Origin of the sequence: Veillonella sp. (assembly GCF_032470285.1) — a bacterium.
Classification (GTDB): Bacteria; Bacillota; Negativicutes; order Veillonellales; family Veillonellaceae; genus Veillonella.
In genome coordinates this window covers 15,075-34,096 of the sequence record NZ_JAWEKP010000008.1, presented here as the reverse complement: position 1 = coordinate 34,096, position 19,022 = coordinate 15,075, and the positions used below count along the sequence as shown (strand labels likewise).

General features: G+C 32.3%; 15 protein-coding genes. 1 reads left to right on the top strand and 14 read right to left on the bottom strand.

Annotated features, from left to right (window positions below; all coding sequences use genetic code 11):
- Positions 1–356: 356 nt before the first annotated feature.
- On the top strand, positions 357–1,766 hold the full coding sequence (locus tag E7B10_RS08905; protein ID WP_278451839.1) for a YadA-like family protein: 1,410 nt from the start codon (positions 357–359) through the stop codon (positions 1,764–1,766).
- A 658-nt stretch (positions 1,767–2,424) separates the two neighbouring features.
- On the opposite strand, the gene E7B10_RS08900 is transcribed toward E7B10_RS08905, so the two are convergent.
- From E7B10_RS08900 to E7B10_RS08835, 14 genes are all read right to left on the bottom strand, one after another.
- Complete coding sequence (locus E7B10_RS08900; protein WP_105087335.1) at positions 2,425–2,751, bottom strand: Tat pathway signal protein; 327 nt, start codon at positions 2,749–2,751, stop codon at positions 2,425–2,427.
- A 66-nt stretch (positions 2,752–2,817) separates the two neighbouring features.
- A complete protein-coding gene (locus tag E7B10_RS08895) occupies positions 2,818–3,894 on the bottom strand; it encodes an acyltransferase family protein (RefSeq protein WP_316055600.1) in 1,077 nt (358 codons plus the stop codon).
- 379 nt (positions 3,895–4,273) lie between these two features.
- On the bottom strand, positions 4,274–4,888 hold the full coding sequence (locus E7B10_RS08890) for a hypothetical protein (protein WP_195213429.1): 615 nt from the start codon (positions 4,886–4,888) through the stop codon (positions 4,274–4,276).
- A gap of 23 nt (positions 4,889–4,911) precedes the next feature.
- Positions 4,912–7,080: a P-loop NTPase fold protein gene (locus E7B10_RS08885; RefSeq protein ID WP_316055599.1), complete on the bottom strand. Its 2,169-nt coding sequence runs from the start codon at positions 7,078–7,080 to the stop codon at positions 4,912–4,914.
- A 259-nt stretch (positions 7,081–7,339) separates the two neighbouring features.
- Positions 7,340–7,969 (bottom strand): hypothetical protein, encoded by a 630-nt coding sequence (locus E7B10_RS08880; RefSeq protein WP_316055598.1) that lies wholly within the window; start codon positions 7,967–7,969, stop codon positions 7,340–7,342.
- 1 nt (position 7,970) lies between these two features.
- Positions 7,971–9,116 (bottom strand): ATP-binding protein, encoded by a 1,146-nt coding sequence (locus tag E7B10_RS08875; RefSeq protein ID WP_316055597.1) that lies wholly within the window; start codon positions 9,114–9,116, stop codon positions 7,971–7,973.
- A gap of 197 nt (positions 9,117–9,313) precedes the next feature.
- Positions 9,314–10,795: a D-glycero-beta-D-manno-heptose-7-phosphate kinase gene (gene rfaE1, locus E7B10_RS08870; protein WP_316055596.1), complete on the bottom strand. Its 1,482-nt coding sequence runs from the start codon at positions 10,793–10,795 to the stop codon at positions 9,314–9,316.
- Positions 10,788–11,348, bottom strand: coding sequence for a D-sedoheptulose 7-phosphate isomerase (gene gmhA / locus E7B10_RS08865; protein WP_123138272.1), 561 nt, complete (start codon positions 11,346–11,348; stop codon positions 10,788–10,790). Before gmhA ends, rfaE1 begins: the two co-directional genes overlap by 8 nt.
- Positions 11,349–11,422: 74 nt before the next feature.
- Positions 11,423–12,487, bottom strand: a complete 1,065-nt coding sequence (locus E7B10_RS08860) for an acyltransferase (RefSeq protein WP_316055595.1) — start codon at positions 12,485–12,487, stop codon at positions 11,423–11,425.
- A gap of 121 nt (positions 12,488–12,608) precedes the next feature.
- The gene (locus E7B10_RS08855; protein ID WP_316055594.1) at positions 12,609–14,201 is read right to left on the bottom strand and encodes an O-antigen ligase family protein; all 1,593 of its coding nucleotides are present in this window, start codon (positions 14,199–14,201) and stop codon (positions 12,609–12,611) included.
- Between the two features lie 166 nt (positions 14,202–14,367).
- Positions 14,368–15,441 (bottom strand): glycosyltransferase family 9 protein, encoded by a 1,074-nt coding sequence (locus E7B10_RS08850; RefSeq protein WP_316055593.1) that lies wholly within the window; start codon positions 15,439–15,441, stop codon positions 14,368–14,370.
- Positions 15,422–16,558, bottom strand: a complete 1,137-nt coding sequence (locus E7B10_RS08845) for a glycosyltransferase (RefSeq protein WP_316055592.1) — start codon at positions 16,556–16,558, stop codon at positions 15,422–15,424. Before E7B10_RS08845 ends, E7B10_RS08850 begins: the two co-directional genes overlap by 20 nt.
- A gap of 3 nt (positions 16,559–16,561) precedes the next feature.
- Positions 16,562–17,962 carry an O-unit flippase-like protein gene (wzx, locus tag E7B10_RS08840; RefSeq protein WP_316055591.1) on the bottom strand — a complete coding sequence of 467 codons (1,401 nt, stop codon included), beginning with the start codon at positions 17,960–17,962 and terminating at the stop codon, positions 16,562–16,564.
- Between the two features lie 9 nt (positions 17,963–17,971).
- On the bottom strand, positions 17,972–19,021 hold the full coding sequence (locus E7B10_RS08835) for a glycosyltransferase family 9 protein (protein ID WP_316055590.1): 1,050 nt from the start codon (positions 19,019–19,021) through the stop codon (positions 17,972–17,974).
- Between the last annotated feature and the right edge of the window lies 1 nt (position 19,022).

The window sequence follows — 19,022 nt, the reverse complement described above, 5'->3', positions numbered from 1 at the left end:
TTAATACGTTATTACACACGATTACACACGCCGATGACTCATGATTTTATCATGAACAAAACATGAAATTATTTCTATTTTATATAAATATATAGAGGCTTGTCAATGCATATAGAATGCAATGTATACATATAAAATGCTAGAATACAATTTATAGAATAAATAAATATTTAAATTTTATAAATATGTGTCAAAGGTTTCTTATTAACTATAAATACCTATAGAATATATTGTATATTTATTGGAATTATGTGAATATTCTATTTACAATATACCTTTTTGGTATTATAGTAGCCATGTAAGTCTTTTTATGAAAGTTTTGTGAAAGTTTGTTTGTACACAAAGGAGTGTATACGATGAGTAAGAAACGTTTTGTATTAGCAAGTGTTGTAATGGTAGCTTTGTCCGCCTCAGTTTATGCGGCGCCGGTCAATATCGTTGATAACAACGGTAACATCGGCAAGGAAGGTCAAACTTTCACCGCAGGAACAGGCGGCAACATCACCCTCGGTGAGAATGCCGGTGCGGCGAACGGCAAGGGTAAGAATGTTAATGCGCAAGGTAATAACATAGCCTTAGGTGCAGCTGCTGGGGCCGGCTCATCAGGCGGCGGCAATATCAACCTTGGGGCGAAGTCCTTCCGAGGCAGTACTGGCGATTTTAACGTAACCGTCGGTTTCGCCGCAGGTAATGCAAGCCAGTTGACGAACTCCATTGTCATGGGGACTCAATCAGGGGAAAACTCCGCAGGTGATAAAAACGTGTGGATTGGTAATTTTCAAGGTGCTAACAGTAAGGCCAGCAATTCTGTAGCCATCGGCTCGAATTCAACAGTAAACGGTCAGTTCGACCTTGCCGTAGGGCATTATGTGAATGTAAAAGCCGCAAAAGGTTTGGCTGTAGGCTCTTATAATACACTATCAGAGAAAGCGACCGCATCCGGTGTATTCGGCCAGGGCGAATACGGTAAAACAGCTATTGATGCAGCCAATTCTTACAGTATAGGTAATTACAACCACATTTCTGGAGAAAACACCTTTGTTCTCGGCAATAATGTGACTACCTCTCTAAAAAATGGCGTTGTCCTTGGCAATGATTCCGCTGACGGCGATGTAGTCGGTACAGCAAGTCATACCTTTGAAAATGGTACTACCGTCAACTATGCCGGCACCGCCCCTGTATCAACAGTATCCGTAGGGGCTAAGGGCAAGGAACGGACGATTACCAATCTCGCAGCAGGTCGCGTGAGTGCTACCTCTACAGATGCGGTCAACGGATCCCAACTCTACGGCGTTCATCAAATGATTGATACCCTTGGTAAAAGTACAAGTCAACAGCTTAATAATTCTATTAGCACTATTGAAAAATCTGTACAACATGTATCTCAAGAGGTACAACGTGTTGAATCGGAATCCAATAAAGGTGATGCTCGTGCCGCTGCATTAGCTGCATTACATCCATTACCATATGATCCGGATAATCGCGTTCAATACATGGCGGGCTACGGTCATTATAAAAATGCAAATGCAGTAGCTCTAGGTGTAGGCTATTATCACAAAGATAATCTTTTACTCACCACAGGGTTTACGATGAACAATCACGTTATGGCCAATGTAGGCATCACCTATAGACCAGGAAAATCTTTATCTACTGCTATGTCCCCTGCCTCTTATAACGCACTAGAACAACGCGTACAAGCATTAGAAGCTCAAAATAAAGATCTACAAGAAACAGTAAAATGCTTAGTAGACAAACTTGAAAAATAATAAGATCCCTTTATGGTAGTCCTATGACTACTTTCACAAAAACACACTAAAACCAAAAAGCTGTACACACATAATCGATTTTTGAACCGCCTTTGATGTTACATTCGTTTTGACATCAAAGCCGTTCAGTCTAATCTATGTATGTACAGCTTTTATCATTATTTATATGTAGTTATTATAATAATGTATTTCATCTCAATTTGACGATATATATTTTTATCCCTATAATATAGGTAGATAGCCAAGCGAGTAGTCACGTCGGGCTCATCTCGAAACTTAATAGAAATTAGGAAATGGCCTTTTCGTTTTATCTAGCTACCAAGCGGTAACGAAGGGCTATTTGCTTTTTCCAAAACAAATAAGTGCTACTAGTGCTCCGAAAGCGATGACAACAGCCATTACTTGAAGCAGGAGCATGATTAGTTCATAATCACTCATAGACACCCCTCCCTTCATTAACGAAGAGAGGCCCAACCTCGCTGACTATCCTAATCCAATTATATATCGAACATATAAGCGAGTCCATAAGAATCTATAAATAGAAATATACAAAAATATATAATAAAAAGCAAAAGAAAAGGCAGAGATTATGTAACATGTCCTCCATTACTAGATGTTCAGTAATGGAGGACATATCAATAATTCCTGCCTTTTTTGTTTATCTACGGGCCACGCGCATGGCTGCCATCATGCCTGGCGACTTCCATACAGATTGGCCATTATCCGATACGAGTTTATTATTATCGTAAAATACGTCTGCATTGTAATAGTTGTCATCACTAGATGTCACTTTGTAGCTAAGACCTGCTGTTGTGTACACCGTAAAGTTGAGTATATCCCCCACCCGTTTTACAGAGTCTTGATCTACATACCAGCTATTACCGAGATATGTCGTAGCATACACATCTTGACGAGCTTCTACATCATTTGTGCTAATGCCAATTAATACAAGCAATACCGCTAACATATACAAGAATTTACGCATTATAATTACCTCCCGTTTTATGGTAAGAATACTTATATATTATACCAAAAAACACCGATAATCGCATTATAATGGCATTACTTTCTCAACCCTGAACTGAATCCGGTCGAGGCTTGGCGTAATTGCTTTCATCACAGGTTTTTCTATGAAAGCTAACCGCACATAGTCTACGGTCATACCGACGACAAAAATGAGCGCCACTACAAAGATTGCATACAGAGGTAATACTATTGAATCATAGTACTGATACGTTGCCAATACATTGTCCCACATATAATGAAGGAATAACCTATTGTCATGCAATAGGTAAATGCCAAAGGTAGTAGATGCTACCATATTGATCCAAGGGCGATAAGTGATCTTTGCTTTCAAAAAAATAATAAATAAGCCAATACCTAATAGCAATTGAAAGAAGCCATAATCATTTTGCGTAAAGTAGAAAATCTGTTTCATATACGCTGGATTCGTCATGGCTAGTACATCGACAAGGATGTCCCCTAGAAAAGCCCCTACAAAGCCTATGGCGGTAAATATAATACCTATTTTCTTTGTTATATGTGAGCCGTACAGCTTGATGTACGCCCCCAGCGAATAGAACACAATAAAGGAAAAAATATGTTTAAATCCAAAGGTGGTATGCGGTACATTAGGCCATAAATTCAATGCCGTCGGTATTAAGAACCAAATTACCGTGGAAGCCACTAGGAGTATAACGTAGTATTTATGCTGTAGCCAATGAAGCACTCGATTAATAATAGGCGTTAATAAATAGAGTACTAAAAAGTTCTGACCAAACCAACTCATGGCACCAATGGGCAATAGCGCAAGCATCATATTTCTTGACGTCACCGTATCGAGTCCTAAACCCATAGCCACGCCCAACATGGCAATGCTGTAAAACCATATTTGCCCTACTAACTTGACAAACTTGTGCAGCTTAAAACTACTAGAAACCATAAAATAGCCCGTTATCATAACAAAGGCAACTACACCAGCCTTGCCTCCAAGTCCAAATACTTGGAGAAACACCTTATTAAACGTTAAATCTGGCGTAATGGGGAAACAACCGTGCACGCTAAAATGGTGCATAATAATTAGTATCATCGAAATGATACGCAACAATTCAATATTGCTCGCTCTCATTCTCTATACCTCATATTCTTCCTCTCAAACTATATGAATACTACGCCAACTGGTAACTACCAGGATGACTTGTATACATCATAAAATACATGAAATATATGAGAATGTTGTGACAAATTTTACACATAAAAAGACAGCTGATTATACACCAGCTGCCTTTTTATTAAGCTATACTTATTACGATAATAATTAATGTACAAAAAAATAGCATTTTATACATCAATCTACTATTTAGAAAAGTGATGTTCAAAAATCCTTCTTTTTGAACATTGATTCACTAAGGTTTGTTATTTATCAATACAATATATATCCTCTTTGAACAAGTAAATGCCTATTTAGATTATACTCATACTAAATACATATTAGAAATGTCATCTAATCAACTAATAGTTTTTGGCAATCGTATTTTCATTTTCCTACTACTTATAAGCTCCTCTATTATTAATTTCTTGATAACAGCACATTTTTTTATCGTATCAAAAATTGTAGCAAACATAATGCCTGTACATATACAACTTAATATGAGAAAGAATAAGTCCATAAGAATAGAGTGTTCAAAATGGCTCCAATAAGCTAATCCTATTATTCCAACAAATAAAATACCATAAAATCCAATAGATTTGAACTTAGAAATACTCAAAAACATAGTTGAAACAAAGCCTACTATGCTACAACCTAACAGTACTATTATAGTAATTATTATAAATTGGCTATAAGCAAAAATAATACTTTCACTAGCACCTTCCTTCAGGACTTCTATTGCCAAATTTGATCCTATACTTACTATAAGGGCCAAAATAGCACCTAAAGAAATAGTTCCCCATATAAACATGTATCGACTCTCAAAATCACTTACTAATAATTCATGTATAATTTGTAACTCTGAATTAGATTTATTCATTAATTGTTGTTTTATATATGAACGATACTGTGTATATAAATCAGTTGTCATGGAGTACCAAATAAATGTTAATAATTGAATTATTCTACTCATAAGCCTACCATTCATATAATATACTATTTAATTTTATTAGCTTTCCAATCATTTACAAGCTTCATAGCTTCTTTCTCATCAACACGATAACTTTCTGATTTACCATATGACAAAACAAAAGAGGCCAATTTAATCTGATCTTCTAATTTAAACATAACCAAATCTTCTTTACTAATCTCTTTAATTTTCTCATAAACTATATCTACGGAAATATAATTTGAAACTTTATCTAATGAATAATACCATCCAACATCATTCTCACTTGTCCACTTACTTGCAATAGCACATATAAACTTAAGTATATTATTGTCCACTTTCAATATATTGTCTAAATAAGTTCTTGCTCTATCTTTATCTAGACACTCCCATAAATAGAAAGCCATATGAAAATCTCTTATATCAATAATTACTTCAGATTGAGTAATCTCATTAATTTTTGAAACATAAATTGGCTCTATATCAATTAAATGCTGTAAAGTAATAAGTTGTTTCTCTATAGGTTCCTCTTTTCCTGCGAGCCTTCCATGAGATAATTCTATTCTATTGATAAAAGAAGCCAATGTTCCTAATTGCTCTTTATTTATATTTTCTAGTATATTTTTAATCAAATTATATCGTTCATTTTCATCATTAATCTTACTCATAATATCATAAACAAGAAATTCTGCTTTAGTATATGCTGATAACATATAAAATTGACTATTTTGAGAGAATTTATGTAATACATTCAAAATGACAGATGATAATAAACCTAAACGCTTTTCAGGAATGGTATCAACCAATGATCTTAATTCATCTATAAAATATTCAATATTCCCATTATTATTTATTCCAATAATTGTATCGATTAAATCATCTAAAGGTAATATATTTATATAAGAATTAATAATATATCTTGAAACGGGAATTCCACCCAAGTCAAACATAAAATATGAATTAAATCGTTCTTCTTGTGCTACTCTCATCGTCTCCCTAATATTTGATGATGTATATCTAACACTACGTTCATCAATATCATTTGCAAACACAGGAAATAATGTTGTGAGAAACTTTATCCCTATATCCGTATTTATAGCTAATTTTTTAAGTTCCTCATATATTGATGTACGATAATCACTTTTATTCCTAAATAAAGCTGAAAAACTATGAGAATATGTACTACAAAGCAAATCTTTATTTCTACCAATCCACTGATATAATTGAGGATCTAAAACCTCAATAGTAGTAAGAGCCACCATATCTTCGAAAGCAGTTTCTTCATATAATATTTTATATCTAAATTGAAATGTATTTATAACTCGATTTACATCTCTTAATGTTTCAATATAAGGTTCTATACAATTTGTAAACACTTCACTCCAATAAGATTGATCAATTTTTGGGTTATCAGAAATAGTTTTAACTGTATTTTCAAGATTTGTTAAAAATATCTCACGTAATCTTGGCTTCAAAAGTGCAGGTATTTCAAATGGAATCTGTACAATTTTTTCTAAATATTCTGCACCATCAATATCATGTACACTTTCTAAAGCTCTACATACAACATCTCTATCCATAGATAAGACATATATTATATTTGGAAAATTACCAACCTGCTTAACTAATTGAAAAATATCTCTAATCTGTGTATTGGTTAAGCGATCAATATCATCTATAATCACAACAATTTTTTGATTAGTATCACCTAAAACTGTCTCTAAATTTTCTTTAGTCGTATCTATATCTACATCTTTTGATAATTCAGCACCTTGAGCTTTAGCTATCGTCTTTAATATAGTTGCTAGGCCAGATCCAACCATAGGAACCAAAGCTAAAGCATCTAGAGCATCTGAATAATCAGTTAATGCTTTTCCTATCTTTTTTCTTGTTTCTTCATATTTGTCCATATTAAGTTTATTTTTTAATACTCTAAAAAATAGACTTATTAGATTGTCTTTATCTGAATAATTCCAAGGGGAAAAATTTACAATAATAGGGCTGTCATCATCATTGTCAGATAAATAATTTATTTCATTGACAACCATATTCAGAATAGATGTCTTACCAGTTCCCCATTTACCAAATACACCTAACACTAATCCATCTTTTCCATCATATTTATATATCGCTTCCCCTAATTGTTTGGAGAATGTTACTCTCCCCAGTAAATCCTGTTCCGAAGATTCAATTGCTTTATCCGAATTGTAATTCATATTTTCCCCCTACTAAAAATTACAAATTCCACATCATACAATTATAATGACTTACACAATATCGTCATATAATCCCAATTTATAATTGATTACCTATTATTCATATTATAGCACTTATAATCGAATTCACCCGTATAGTGGGTAATTTTATAATTCGCGACTACGTCATGAACCAGTCTAAAAACAATAATGAAAAAGAGGATAGTTATTCTAATATAAACAACTATCCTCTTAATTCATTAAAAATACGTTATTTCAATTATTGATTAAGCATTTGTATATAAACTAGGAGTTCTGTTAAATTACTCTGTCTTAATTCTAAATAATCACTTTGCAATGTATAATTCACTCCTGGTTTAGGTTTTCGATAATACACTTTATCACTATTAGCCAATTTTACTGCAGTATCAAAATTACCATTATGTGCTCTTAAAAAAGTATTTACAGAGTCACCTTTTCTATACCCAATCGATACTAAATCAGCCTTTGTATAGCTCTCTTGACCTATTAAACAGGCAACCCAGTATTCTATATCTGGATTAGATAGAAAAATGGTATTTTGATTATTCAATTTATGAAGATAAGTAATAAGACCATTTAACAAATGATACCCATTGGAAGTTTTTCTTGTTTGCGGATCTGGCTGTGCTTTATCTAAATCTGCAACAACCAAAAATACCTTATATAATTTTTCATTGCTTTCAATGTAATTTTTAAATTTACCATATCCAGCACCATCAATTGAAACAATTTCAATATTAGGGATATCACCTAATAAATCCTCTATATATGTACTTTCAGTTGGACCTTCACAAACGATTAATATTTTTAAGCTCGTCTTAATATTTTTAGCCAATCGTTTTCTTACAACCTTTTTAGAGCTAGCCATATTAGATTACCTCAAATGAACCTTGTAAAAATTCCAGTGCTAAACGCTTTTTATTAGTTCTCAATTGAAAATCTGCTAAAGAATTAACAACCGTAGATAATGAATGATTTTTTGAAACAATATATATTTGTTGTGGTGCAAACAAAGATAGATCAAATAACTCTAAATTATGAGATGTTACAATTAATTGACCTTTTCTATTCTTAGAAGAATTAATAATTTCATTAAATAGTAAGATAAGGAATTTTGTACTAATAGAAGCATCAAGTTCATCTACTAAAATTGTCTTACCTAGATGTACCTCTAACAAATTAATTAATAAGAAAACGATTCTCTTAATCCCCTTGGATTCAAATGCTAAAAGAAATCTTACAGGTTGCTGATTATCATCTAGTCGTACAATCTTGACATCATAATTAATCGTATCTGAATCATCAGAAATACGCTCTTCAAACTCGATATCTTTAATAGTAGGATCAACCTGTCTCAAAATCTGTATCGCTAACTCTTTATTATTTTGAATTAACTCTCTATGTTTATTAGAGAATGTTATATTAAACCATTTAACATCAGAATTCAAAAACATATCTGTTACTACAGAAATATTATTAACAGTAGTAACAAACTCATTATATATATCAGTTATAAAATCTTTTAATTTCGATAAAAGTGTCGAAGTGGATTCTCTAGAATAAATATCTTGTATCTTCTCATCTAGTGATAAACTATATAATCTATTATCAGAAAATTTAAAAATAATATCTTGATTCTTAATAAGCTCTTCATATATTATTTGTTCATTTTTATTGACCTTAATTTTATACTCGAAACTATTACCTTCATCAGACTCAACTATTATTTCAAAAAAAATAGTATCAGATAAACGATTAAAAACTCTTTCATTTTTAATTGGCATTCCTGTAGAAATTATTTGTTGTAAACCTAATAAAGCATATAGAATATTAGTTTTACCTACAGCATTATTACCAAAAATAACACTAGATTTAGTAGGTCTATTTACACTAGATAAGATATAATTTTGCTCATATTTTGTTGATATAATTTTTTGTCCCTTAAAAGCAGAAAATGTGAGTTCTTGAAGTTGATCAATTGATGCAAATCCAGCAACTGCAAAATTAATTAACATATCACAACCTCCTTTTCCCCATTATATCATCAAAAATAATCTTAATCAAAAAAATGGTTTATCTTTTCGAATTAAGTAAATGAGCGTTTCTATATAATAATTAAATAACTGAATTGTAGATTTGGATACGGTTCAATTTCATGTTGCAATTTAAGACATCTTTTACATGCATAACGTCTCATATTTAACTAGGATTATCATAATTTATTGGATCTTACTAAATCAGCAATTTTATTTACCACATTAGTGGTTGAGTATCCTTCTTTAAAAGATAGAATTTGTACTGAGTCTACAAATTCACGTCCAATTACTTCATCTACTTTATAGTCTCCACCCTTAACAAGTATGTTAGGTCGAATAGTTTCTAATAATTGGAATGGAGTATCTTCATCAAAAAGTACAACACCATCTACACAACCCAAAGCACTCAATAAATAAGCCCTATCTTCTCCCTCTACTAAAGGACGAGTTTCCCCTTTAAGGCGCCTTACGGAAGCATCAGAGTTTAGGCCTATAATAAGTCGATCACCTAGTTGAGCCGCTTCTTGCAAGTACGTAATATGCCCTCTATGAAGAATATCAAAGCATCCATTAGTAAAAACAACTGTATCTCCTTGATCTTGCCATTGTCGAACTAAAGTCTTCATTTCTTCCCAAGAATAGAGTGACTTTTCTATAGATTTTCCTTCTTGAAGAGACATCCACAAGTCAATTAATTCTTGTCGATGGATAGGGTAAGTACCCACTTTAGATACTACGATACCAGCTGCTCCATTAGCTACATGAAGAGCGGTCCGCATAGAAAGATTAGCTGCGATAGAGCAAATCATCGTAGCCACAACTGTATCACCAGCACCAGATACATCAAAAACATCTTGTTGAGTAGCTGGATTATGCCAAATTCGGCCATCTCTAGCAATAACAGAGATACCCTTTTCAGATCTAGTAGCAATAATATATTGAATATGATTAGTATCTAGAGCCTCTTTAGCTGCAGTCACTATACTATCATCATCATTTCTAATAGAGTAACCAACTCGTTCAGATAACTCCTTCACATTAGGAGTAATAAAGGTAGCACCATCATACTTATTCCACTGAGCTCCCTTAGGATCAACAATAGTCGGTATCATATATTGATTAGCCAAGTTGAAAATTTGTCTTAAAAGAGTGTCTGTACAAACCCCTTTTCCATAATCAGAGATAACAATTCCATCTAATCCTTTTTGGCAGAGAATAGTCAGCCAACGAATGAGTTTCTCCTCTTCCTGTTGGTCAACATCTCGAACTGTCTCAAAGTCTAGCCGCATCATTTGTTGACGAGCACCTAAAATTCGCATCTTAGTTATAGTAGATCTTTCGCTAGAGATCACTACACCACTTTTATCAATACCATTAGAATCTAATAAGTCTTGTAAAAGGTTTCCATGGGTATCTTGTCCCGCTACTCCACCGACATATACATGAACATCCAAATTGGCAAGATTCGCAGCAACATTTGCCGCCCCACCAAGGACTTCTTTCATCTGTTTTACTCGATTCACAGGGACTGGAGCTTCTGGAGATATACGACTTACGTCACCAAAAACATACCGATCTACCATTAGATCGCCAATGACAGCTATACGAAGATTAGGCAGACTATCATGTAAGAACTTATTAATAGTTTTCTTAATCATAATCTTCCTCAACAATTTCACAGATAATATGCCCTACCATTATATGCATTTCTTGAATTCGAGCCGTGGTCTTAGACGGAACAGCTATCACGGCATCACAAAGAGCACCAAGTTTGCCGCCACCTTCACCAGTAAATGCAACTGTTTTTAGACCTTTCTGTCTTGCTAATTCTGTGGCCTTAACCACGTTCTTAGAATTTCCTGATGTAGAAATGCCTATTAATACATCTCCAGCCTGTCCCAAACCAGCTACTTGACGAGAAAAGACATCATCATAAGAATAGTCATTAGCTACAGCTGTCAAAATAGACGTATCTGTTGTAAGAGCAATAGCAGGTAAAGACTCCCGTTCTTTTACAAACCGTCCTACCAATTCAGCTGCCAAATGTTGAGCATCAGCAGCGGAACCCCCATTACCACAGAAAAGAATTTTATGTCCTTTATCAAGAGCATTCTTACATATATCCGCAACTACTCGAATCTCTTCAATATAATTACGCATCTTCGTATGAGTATCTAAATGATCATCAAATCTTTGTGTAATAATATCCATAAGTAATGTCTCCTAATTATATAATGAACTAATATTAATGCTAAAAAGCATATTAATTCCCTAAACAATAAATCCTATATAATCTCTTTACTTTTAAGCCACGTGTTTAACCGTCCCGCCAGCGATTTTACTAATGGATCCATTGGCCGTTCTACAAGGTAAATACGTATCTTATCAATAAACACACAGATTATAAAAACAAATAATACTACCGCTATTAACCATAAAGGGAAAAACCATTGAGTATAAACATAAGAGTCATCTAGTAGGCTAAGGAATATCCAATTTTGCAAACGCCCTATATGGAGAAGATATACACTAAATACAGATGTAGAGAAAAATGTAATTATCTTACCATAAGGTAATTGTAAATCCTTAAAACCTAGAAATAGGCATAATGCTGTTAATAATCCAGGAAATCTATATGTTGGCCATACTAAAGTAAAAATATCTATATTTTTATTAAAAGTCTGGTTTATATATGCTGAAGACCACATAGAAATACCTACAAAGCTCATTAATAATACAGCATATAAAAGATACTTTGTATTGCCTGGAATAGAATAGATTCTAATATAAGCCCCAACTGCATATAGTACTATAAAAAATAGTATCAAATTATTTGAATCCATCCAATAATAACGAGTTATTGTTGGAATAAGACTAAATATAAGTATACCAATACCTATAAATCCTCTATACTTATTTCTTGATATATTCTGTAATAACGGATTTAAGAAAGGTACTAATAGCATTAAAATCAGATAGGATGATATAAACCAATATTCATTATAGGTAATTGGCAATAGCATCATTATAACCCTTTTTATACTTACATCAATAATTCCTATTTTAAAGGCTATAAGACCACATATAATAGAGTAAAAAAGTGTTTGTAGCCATAATTTAATAACACGACGACTATCAAATTCTTTTGTACATAATAGATAACCACCAATTATAACAAAGGCACAATTCCCTATAGCTCCACCGAGCCTCGCGAATGCAAGTGTTAACCAATTCCCTGTAATAGGCATAGAACTATTAATAGATATAACACCATGATCTGACATATGAAATGCTATTATGAACAACATACAAACTATACGAAATAGTTCAATCCCCAAATTCTTATTCATATGCTTACCTTACAATTAATACGTTTATAATAAAAATATATATTTACATAATATAGTTTATCTATAGCTGAAATTTTCTGAGTTAAATAATTTAGTTAATATTAGAGAGTCTAGATACAATTTAATTATCTGTCTTAAATACAGCAATTCCAGCAAAAGACAATAGAATCCAATACATATAAGTTAAATAAAATGATGTTGTAAATCCAATTAAGGTAAAACCTAATAAACTTATTAATATAGCTACAGAGAACATATCTAAATTACTATCAGCATAAATTTTCCTAACTAATATAAACAAACAAACTAGCTCTGGCACCATAAACCATAGTAATCCTAATATACCTTGCTCGGCTAATAATGTTGTATATTGACTCGCTACAGGGAATATAGCCTTAATAATTCCTACTTTTTTTTGCATATAAGTCCAACGTTCTAACTCATTATTCATTGATTCAGGATTAACTAAATCTGTCTTATACATCCCACTTAATCCAGTTCCAACACCTAACATAGGATGAGTTTTAAAGATTTCAAACTCCATTCTAATATTTTCTTTTCTTGAAATATTACTAGAACGAGTCTCTTTAGAATTATTACTATCTAATTCTAAGTCTTTAATAAAACCACTAGAATTTTCTAAGTTTTTTTGAGATTCATCTAAATTTTTTTTATTGTGATATATATTATTAGTTAAATTGATATTATCAAATAACTTATTAATTGTACTAACTGATATAAAATTATTATTCATATAAGTACTAAAATTTACAACTTTACTAAAATTCTCTACCGGTGGCGTCATAAAGTTAGCAATAAATTGAATCGAACAGAACAATGCTACTATTGTGACACTTATTATATGTACAATATATTGACCATTAAATCTCCAAGTTTGGGATTTAATACTATTAATAAATAAAATAATAATTAAAATAAATAATTCTAAAGCTAAAGCTGTTGTTGCTGTTCTAGATTGTGTCAAAAACAATAATATAGTAGAGATAAACAAAATAAATATCCATAATCCTCTATTAATATTGTCTCTTATTTGATATATTTTATACCAAATAAAAGGTAATAAAAATCCCAAAATCATTGCAAGAAATGATGGCTCCGGTGTAACAGATCTAAATTGATATTCCCAAATCAAAGGAGGCCACTGTCCATTCTGATCTTCACCGATTAAATAAAAATGTGGATTTATAGATTTAACTATATCAGTTCCCCATGCAATCCCGGATAAATGAACGGCTTCAATACAACTGAACGATATTAAAACACCTAATAAAATACTAATCCCCTTTAGCAAATCTTGTTTTAATTCTCCTAATCGATTCCAATAACAATTAAAAATCACGTAGGATATACCAAAAGTCCAAATATAACGAATAATTGCTGCATATATTAATTTACTTACTATAAGTATAATACTAAATTGATATATTAAATCAGTTGGAATTTTTAAACGTTGAACTATATTCAATATAGAAGTTACTTCTGGCAATTGTTGATTTGCCAAAATTGGAATCTGATCATAATAAGGATATATCAATAATCCTACAATTGAAGAGAATAATAAAAATATAATATAAATAAGACTATAAAATATAAATACTTTTTCCTTGTAAAAAGGTACTTTATATTTCCATCTATTATATAAGACAATACTTACTATAATAATTAAAGGAAATATAGCTAATTCACTACTCATTATACCTGCTAAAAACCTTGGTCTAAACTCAGGATAAATACGATTGAAAGGCAGACATATTAATAAAATTACAAATAAGTATCGAATATATTTAAATAAGCTCTCATGTATCATTTATTATCCTCTCAATCTATCTAGATATTCATCTATGAAACTATATAAAATACTATAGCTCTATATCTATAAAAATTTTTTCTAATACCCTCTCTACTATATCCATTACTTGCTGAGGTGAAATTTCCGTCAAACAACGACGATCTTTACAATGAATATACCTATCTGTTCCATAACAATACTTGCAACTCACCTCATGTTCTACAAAGTAACTACATGTTGAAAACGGCCCTATATATTTAGGGTTTGTAGGTCCAAATATAGATATAGTTGGTACAGATAAAGCTCCTGCAATATGTTGCATTCCCGTATCAATACCTATAGAACAGGTACAACGCTTAATAGCTGCCATACTCTGCTTAATACTACATTTACCTACTAAATTTACAACTTTTGATAATCCTAAAAACTCGTGTAGTTCTTCTAATAGAGGCTTCTCTTGATTTCCACCAATTAAAACAACTTGATAGTCTTTATTTACTAATAACTTTATAAGCTCACGCATTCGAGTAATTCCCCAAGCTTTAGGAAAGACTCGTCCCGTCCGTAACCAACGATTAGTAAGAGATGGGTCTGCATTACCAATACATAAACCAATAATAGGTCTTGCTTGGTCTAAACCATCAAAATAATGACATATAGATTTATCACTATCAGTATCTACATATAACTGTGGTCTTAATTCATCATTAAACTCTAAACCTAACGTCTTTACATTAGCTTCCACAAAATGCATATTATAGTCATATTTATTAGTGCCCGAAGCTTGAAAACCTATATGTTCCTTTACTCCACATAATTTCATAAAAAGTTGTGATTTTTTTACTGGTGTAATGCCAGCACTAATACCTATATCAAAATTTTGTTTTCTTAAATTCATTATTGTTTTAAATGATGTATATATATTCTTATATACATCAAGAACAATAATCTTATCTATGGAAATATATGAAGATTCAATAATATCACGGCCTGATTTCATCTTACAAAGTACTGTTAGCTTTGCATCAGGATATAAATATCGCACCCCTTTTAATAATGCTAAAGCACATACTGTATCGCCTAAACCATGCATAATTTCTACTAAAATATTTAATTGTTTAGTACTAGCCTTTACTGTATTCACAATAGAGCTCCTCTAAACGTTTAGCTTCTAATTGAATATTATAGCCCTCAGTATTTATACAATTATTTATACCAATACGAGGATTTACACCATCATGAAGATGATTTATATCATTATAAATACGCTTAGTTTCATTAATCCAAATGTCTATATCTTCATCAGTAATGCCTATATGTTTTACTAATGAAGAATCAATAATAGCTTCATCTGGTACAAAATTGCTCATCAATATTGGTAGTTTTGCTGCTTGAGATTCAATAGCTACTACCCCTAAACCTTCATACCAAGACGGAAAATAAAATACATCAAATAGACTATACAATCTATATATATCATTACGTAAGCCTAAATAAGTCACTCGCTCAAATAAGTCTAATGATTTCAATTGATCTAATACACTTTCTCGCAATGGTCCATCTCCAACAAGCACAAGATGTGCAGATGGCAATTGTTGAGCCACTTGATAGAAAAGTCGTATTAGATATGCATGATTTTTCTGATATACAAATCGCCCTATATGTCCAATGACAAACTTATCCGCCAATCCTAATTCACTTCGCAATGCTTGACGCGTCTCTTCTTTATATTGAAAACATTCTACATCAATTGCATTATTAATGATTTGTGAATCTTTATCAGAACCATATAGCCAACATGCTGCCACCTTACTACATGCAAAGTATCTATTAGCTACAAATACAGATAGAGGTCGTAAAGCCATTTTCATAATATTGCGCTTAGTTTCACTTTTAACAGTTGTATTATGACCATGTAAAATGCGAACCTTAGCACCTGCTAGCCATGCAGGCCCTAGTGAAAACACGCCCAATGTCGTCATATGGCAATGAACAATGTTATACTTATGTTCCTTTACTATATGATAAACACCTTGCATAAAACCAAATATATTTTTAGAGTACGATGGTACTTTATAAACTTTACCACCCATAGACTCAACTATATCTGTAATATCTACGATATTGTCATCATGTACAACAAAGTCAAATTGTACCTTTGAGCGATCTATATGTTTATAATAATTCATCACAACGGATTCTACTCCGCCACCAGCTACGATACCAATGACTTCTAAAACCCGTATTGGTTCTGTTTTCATAATTTACCTCTTAACTTTACTAAGAGCACTTTCAATACCTTTCACAATAGATTCTATCCAACTCATCTCCATTTCCTTATGCACCTTGTAGAGCCAGTACCAACTGTTATATATCAATTGAGATAAAATTATCCCACCAAGTAACCCCAAAATACCAAGATCGAGAAATTCCATAAATACAAGAGATAGCACAAGGCCTATTGCAGAAGATAGAATGAAGCTTTTTACATAGATAATACGATTAGTACAAGAGAAATAAGATGTATAACAATTCCGATAGTAAATAACAAATTGCATAATACTTGCGCCCAAAAGAACTGTATCAGAAATAACAAAATTAGACTTAATCATATTTATTAGTGGCAGACCAACAAGCCATAAGCCAAATATACCAACCCAGTAAATCACAATAAATAATGTCACCGAAAAAGAAAATAATTCTCTTAAACGAGGCTGATCCTTAGTGATATATGCATTTTGAAAGGCCGGTTGGTATGTATTATATAGTGTACTAGCAACAACAGCTACTGCAGTAGTCAGTTGAATAGCAATGGAATACATACCAGTTTGTGCCAAACTTAAATAGAATGATGAAATAATAATAGTTGCTTGAGTTGATATATAATTAGATATAGATACAATCCCATCTCGCCACGCATTATACCAAATAGTTCGGAATATATCTGCTGTAGATGTAGCAACAAGATTTGTAGCAGATCTCAATTTCTCACCAATATGCTCATATTTATAAAAGTATCTATGTCCAAAGAGTTTAAATCCAAGACCATATATAAGGTAACCTACACTCGCCCCAATAATACCAAAGCCCAATAAAAGTAAAATAATCGTAAATACCATTTGCAATAAACGAGCATAAACAATACTTTTATTAGCCAATGTAATAGCACCTACACCTCGAAGAAATGAGATATAGTAGCTGTAATAAAGATTCAAAAAAATTCCAAACCCATACGCTGCCCATGCAATATAAGCTTCCCAGCGAGAACTCGGACTAACTAAGCTACCTATATAATACATTCCTAAACTGTACATTAACACTAAAGCACTACCACCTAAGATAGCATAAATCGATTGACAAGCTTTAAGGACAGCTTTTAATAAGGAAAAATTAACCTCTTTTGATTCAGAAAAAACAACATGCCTTGCTTTTAGTTCTTGAGCTCCACTCCAGCAATACGTGATATTACGAGCAAAGGTAATAGAAAAACCAAAATCAAATAGTAAAGCAATAGATCCTATACTAATAAATACATACCATAGTCCCACCATATCAGGTGTAAAGAAATAGATATAAAGTGGCAATAATAAGAGATTTACTGCCATCGTGAGAGCCATACTTCCATAAGACCATAGAACATCTCTTTTTTTGATGGAAATATTCATAATCTACCTCTATCTCTCAAAAATATGTAATATAGAATCTAATACAGCCGCTACTGAAATTCCTTGCATACATTTATTATTAGTACATGTATAGGATTGATCGTAGCCTAAACACGGTGAACATTCTACAGTATGATGAATAATCTCACTATACGGACCGAATGGCTTAACAATAATGGGATCTGTACATCCAAAAAGTGTTAACGTAGCAGTTCCTTGTATAGCGGCTGCATGAATAAGGCCTGTATCTACACCGACAACAAGATCTGCTTCTCGTACCACTTGAAAACTCTCTTTAATAGAATGTTTTCCTATAAAACTAACAATACGTGAATCTAATTCATCGTGATAAGGTTCAATCATACCTTGTTCCATTGAACCACCAATAAGGATAACCTCATAACCTCGTTGAACAAGTTTATTCCCGAGTTCAACCCAATTCTTAGTTGGCCATGACTTAAGACTTAATGCATAAGGATCATATAATTTTTCATTCGCTACATGACCTGAGCCTATACAAAATACGATAGATGGATGGTTGATTATGATTGGTTTTAACGCAGGATTCTTATCAAGAGAATAAGATTCACGGTGCATAACTATTCGTTCAAAGCCTAATTGTTCAAGAATATCATTTTCCAAATTATATATATAGTAACTATCAGGACGAATAATCTCTTTATCATAAGTAGCCCCATTATAGGGATTATGAGCACCTATCGTGGTTTTACAACAAAAATTAATAATTTTGCTTGGCCATGACGACATGTATTTAGAATTTAAATGCTCGAGCACAATACCATAATCATAACTATGATAACCGGCTTTCAACAAAAACATTAAGGAATGAAATGGTTCATTCTTGGTATAGTAGTAACAATGACGAATATCCCCTTGTAATTCCACCATCGTTTTATTCAAATTAATGCGTCTCTTTTCGCTGCATGTGAATATATCAATAACAGCTGTTGGATCTTGCGATTTAATACTCTGAATGAGCGGCATGGCAATAACAAAATCACCGATGCCATGCGCAATATAAATAAGATATGTATTCATA

What these genes read in the sequence shown, in the direction of transcription:
- E7B10_RS08855 (WP_316055594.1), bottom strand. Translation starts at nt 14,201, where the DNA reads ATGAGTAGTGAATTAGCTATATTTCCTTTAATTATTATAGTAAGTATT.
- E7B10_RS08890 (WP_195213429.1), bottom strand. Translation starts at nt 4,888, where the DNA reads ATGAGTAGAATAATTCAATTATTAACATTTATTTGGTACTCCATGACA.
- E7B10_RS08875 (WP_316055597.1), bottom strand. Translation starts at nt 9,116, where the DNA reads ATGTTAATTAATTTTGCAGTTGCTGGATTTGCATCAATTGATCAACTT.
- E7B10_RS08835 (WP_316055590.1), bottom strand. Translation starts at nt 19,021, where the DNA reads ATGAATACATATCTTATTTATATTGCGCATGGCATCGGTGATTTTGTT.
- rfaE1 (WP_316055596.1), bottom strand. Translation starts at nt 10,795, where the DNA reads ATGATTAAGAAAACTATTAATAAGTTCTTACATGATAGTCTGCCTAAT.
- E7B10_RS08905 (WP_278451839.1), top strand. Translation starts at nt 357, where the DNA reads ATGAGTAAGAAACGTTTTGTATTAGCAAGTGTTGTAATGGTAGCTTTG.
- E7B10_RS08880 (WP_316055598.1), bottom strand. Translation starts at nt 7,969, where the DNA reads ATGGCTAGCTCTAAAAAGGTTGTAAGAAAACGATTGGCTAAAAATATT.
- E7B10_RS08860 (WP_316055595.1), bottom strand. Translation starts at nt 12,487, where the DNA reads ATGAATAAGAATTTGGGGATTGAACTATTTCGTATAGTTTGTATGTTG.
- E7B10_RS08845 (WP_316055592.1), bottom strand. Translation starts at nt 16,558, where the DNA reads ATGAAAACAGAACCAATACGGGTTTTAGAAGTCATTGGTATCGTAGCT.
- gmhA (WP_123138272.1), bottom strand. Translation starts at nt 11,348, where the DNA reads ATGGATATTATTACACAAAGATTTGATGATCATTTAGATACTCATACG.
- E7B10_RS08900 (WP_105087335.1), bottom strand. Translation starts at nt 2,751, where the DNA reads ATGCGTAAATTCTTGTATATGTTAGCGGTATTGCTTGTATTAATTGGC.
- E7B10_RS08885 (WP_316055599.1), bottom strand. Translation starts at nt 7,080, where the DNA reads ATGAATTACAATTCGGATAAAGCAATTGAATCTTCGGAACAGGATTTA.
- wzx (WP_316055591.1), bottom strand. Translation starts at nt 17,962, where the DNA reads ATGAATATTTCCATCAAAAAAAGAGATGTTCTATGGTCTTATGGAAGT.
- E7B10_RS08895 (WP_316055600.1), bottom strand. Translation starts at nt 3,894, where the DNA reads ATGAGAGCGAGCAATATTGAATTGTTGCGTATCATTTCGATGATACTA.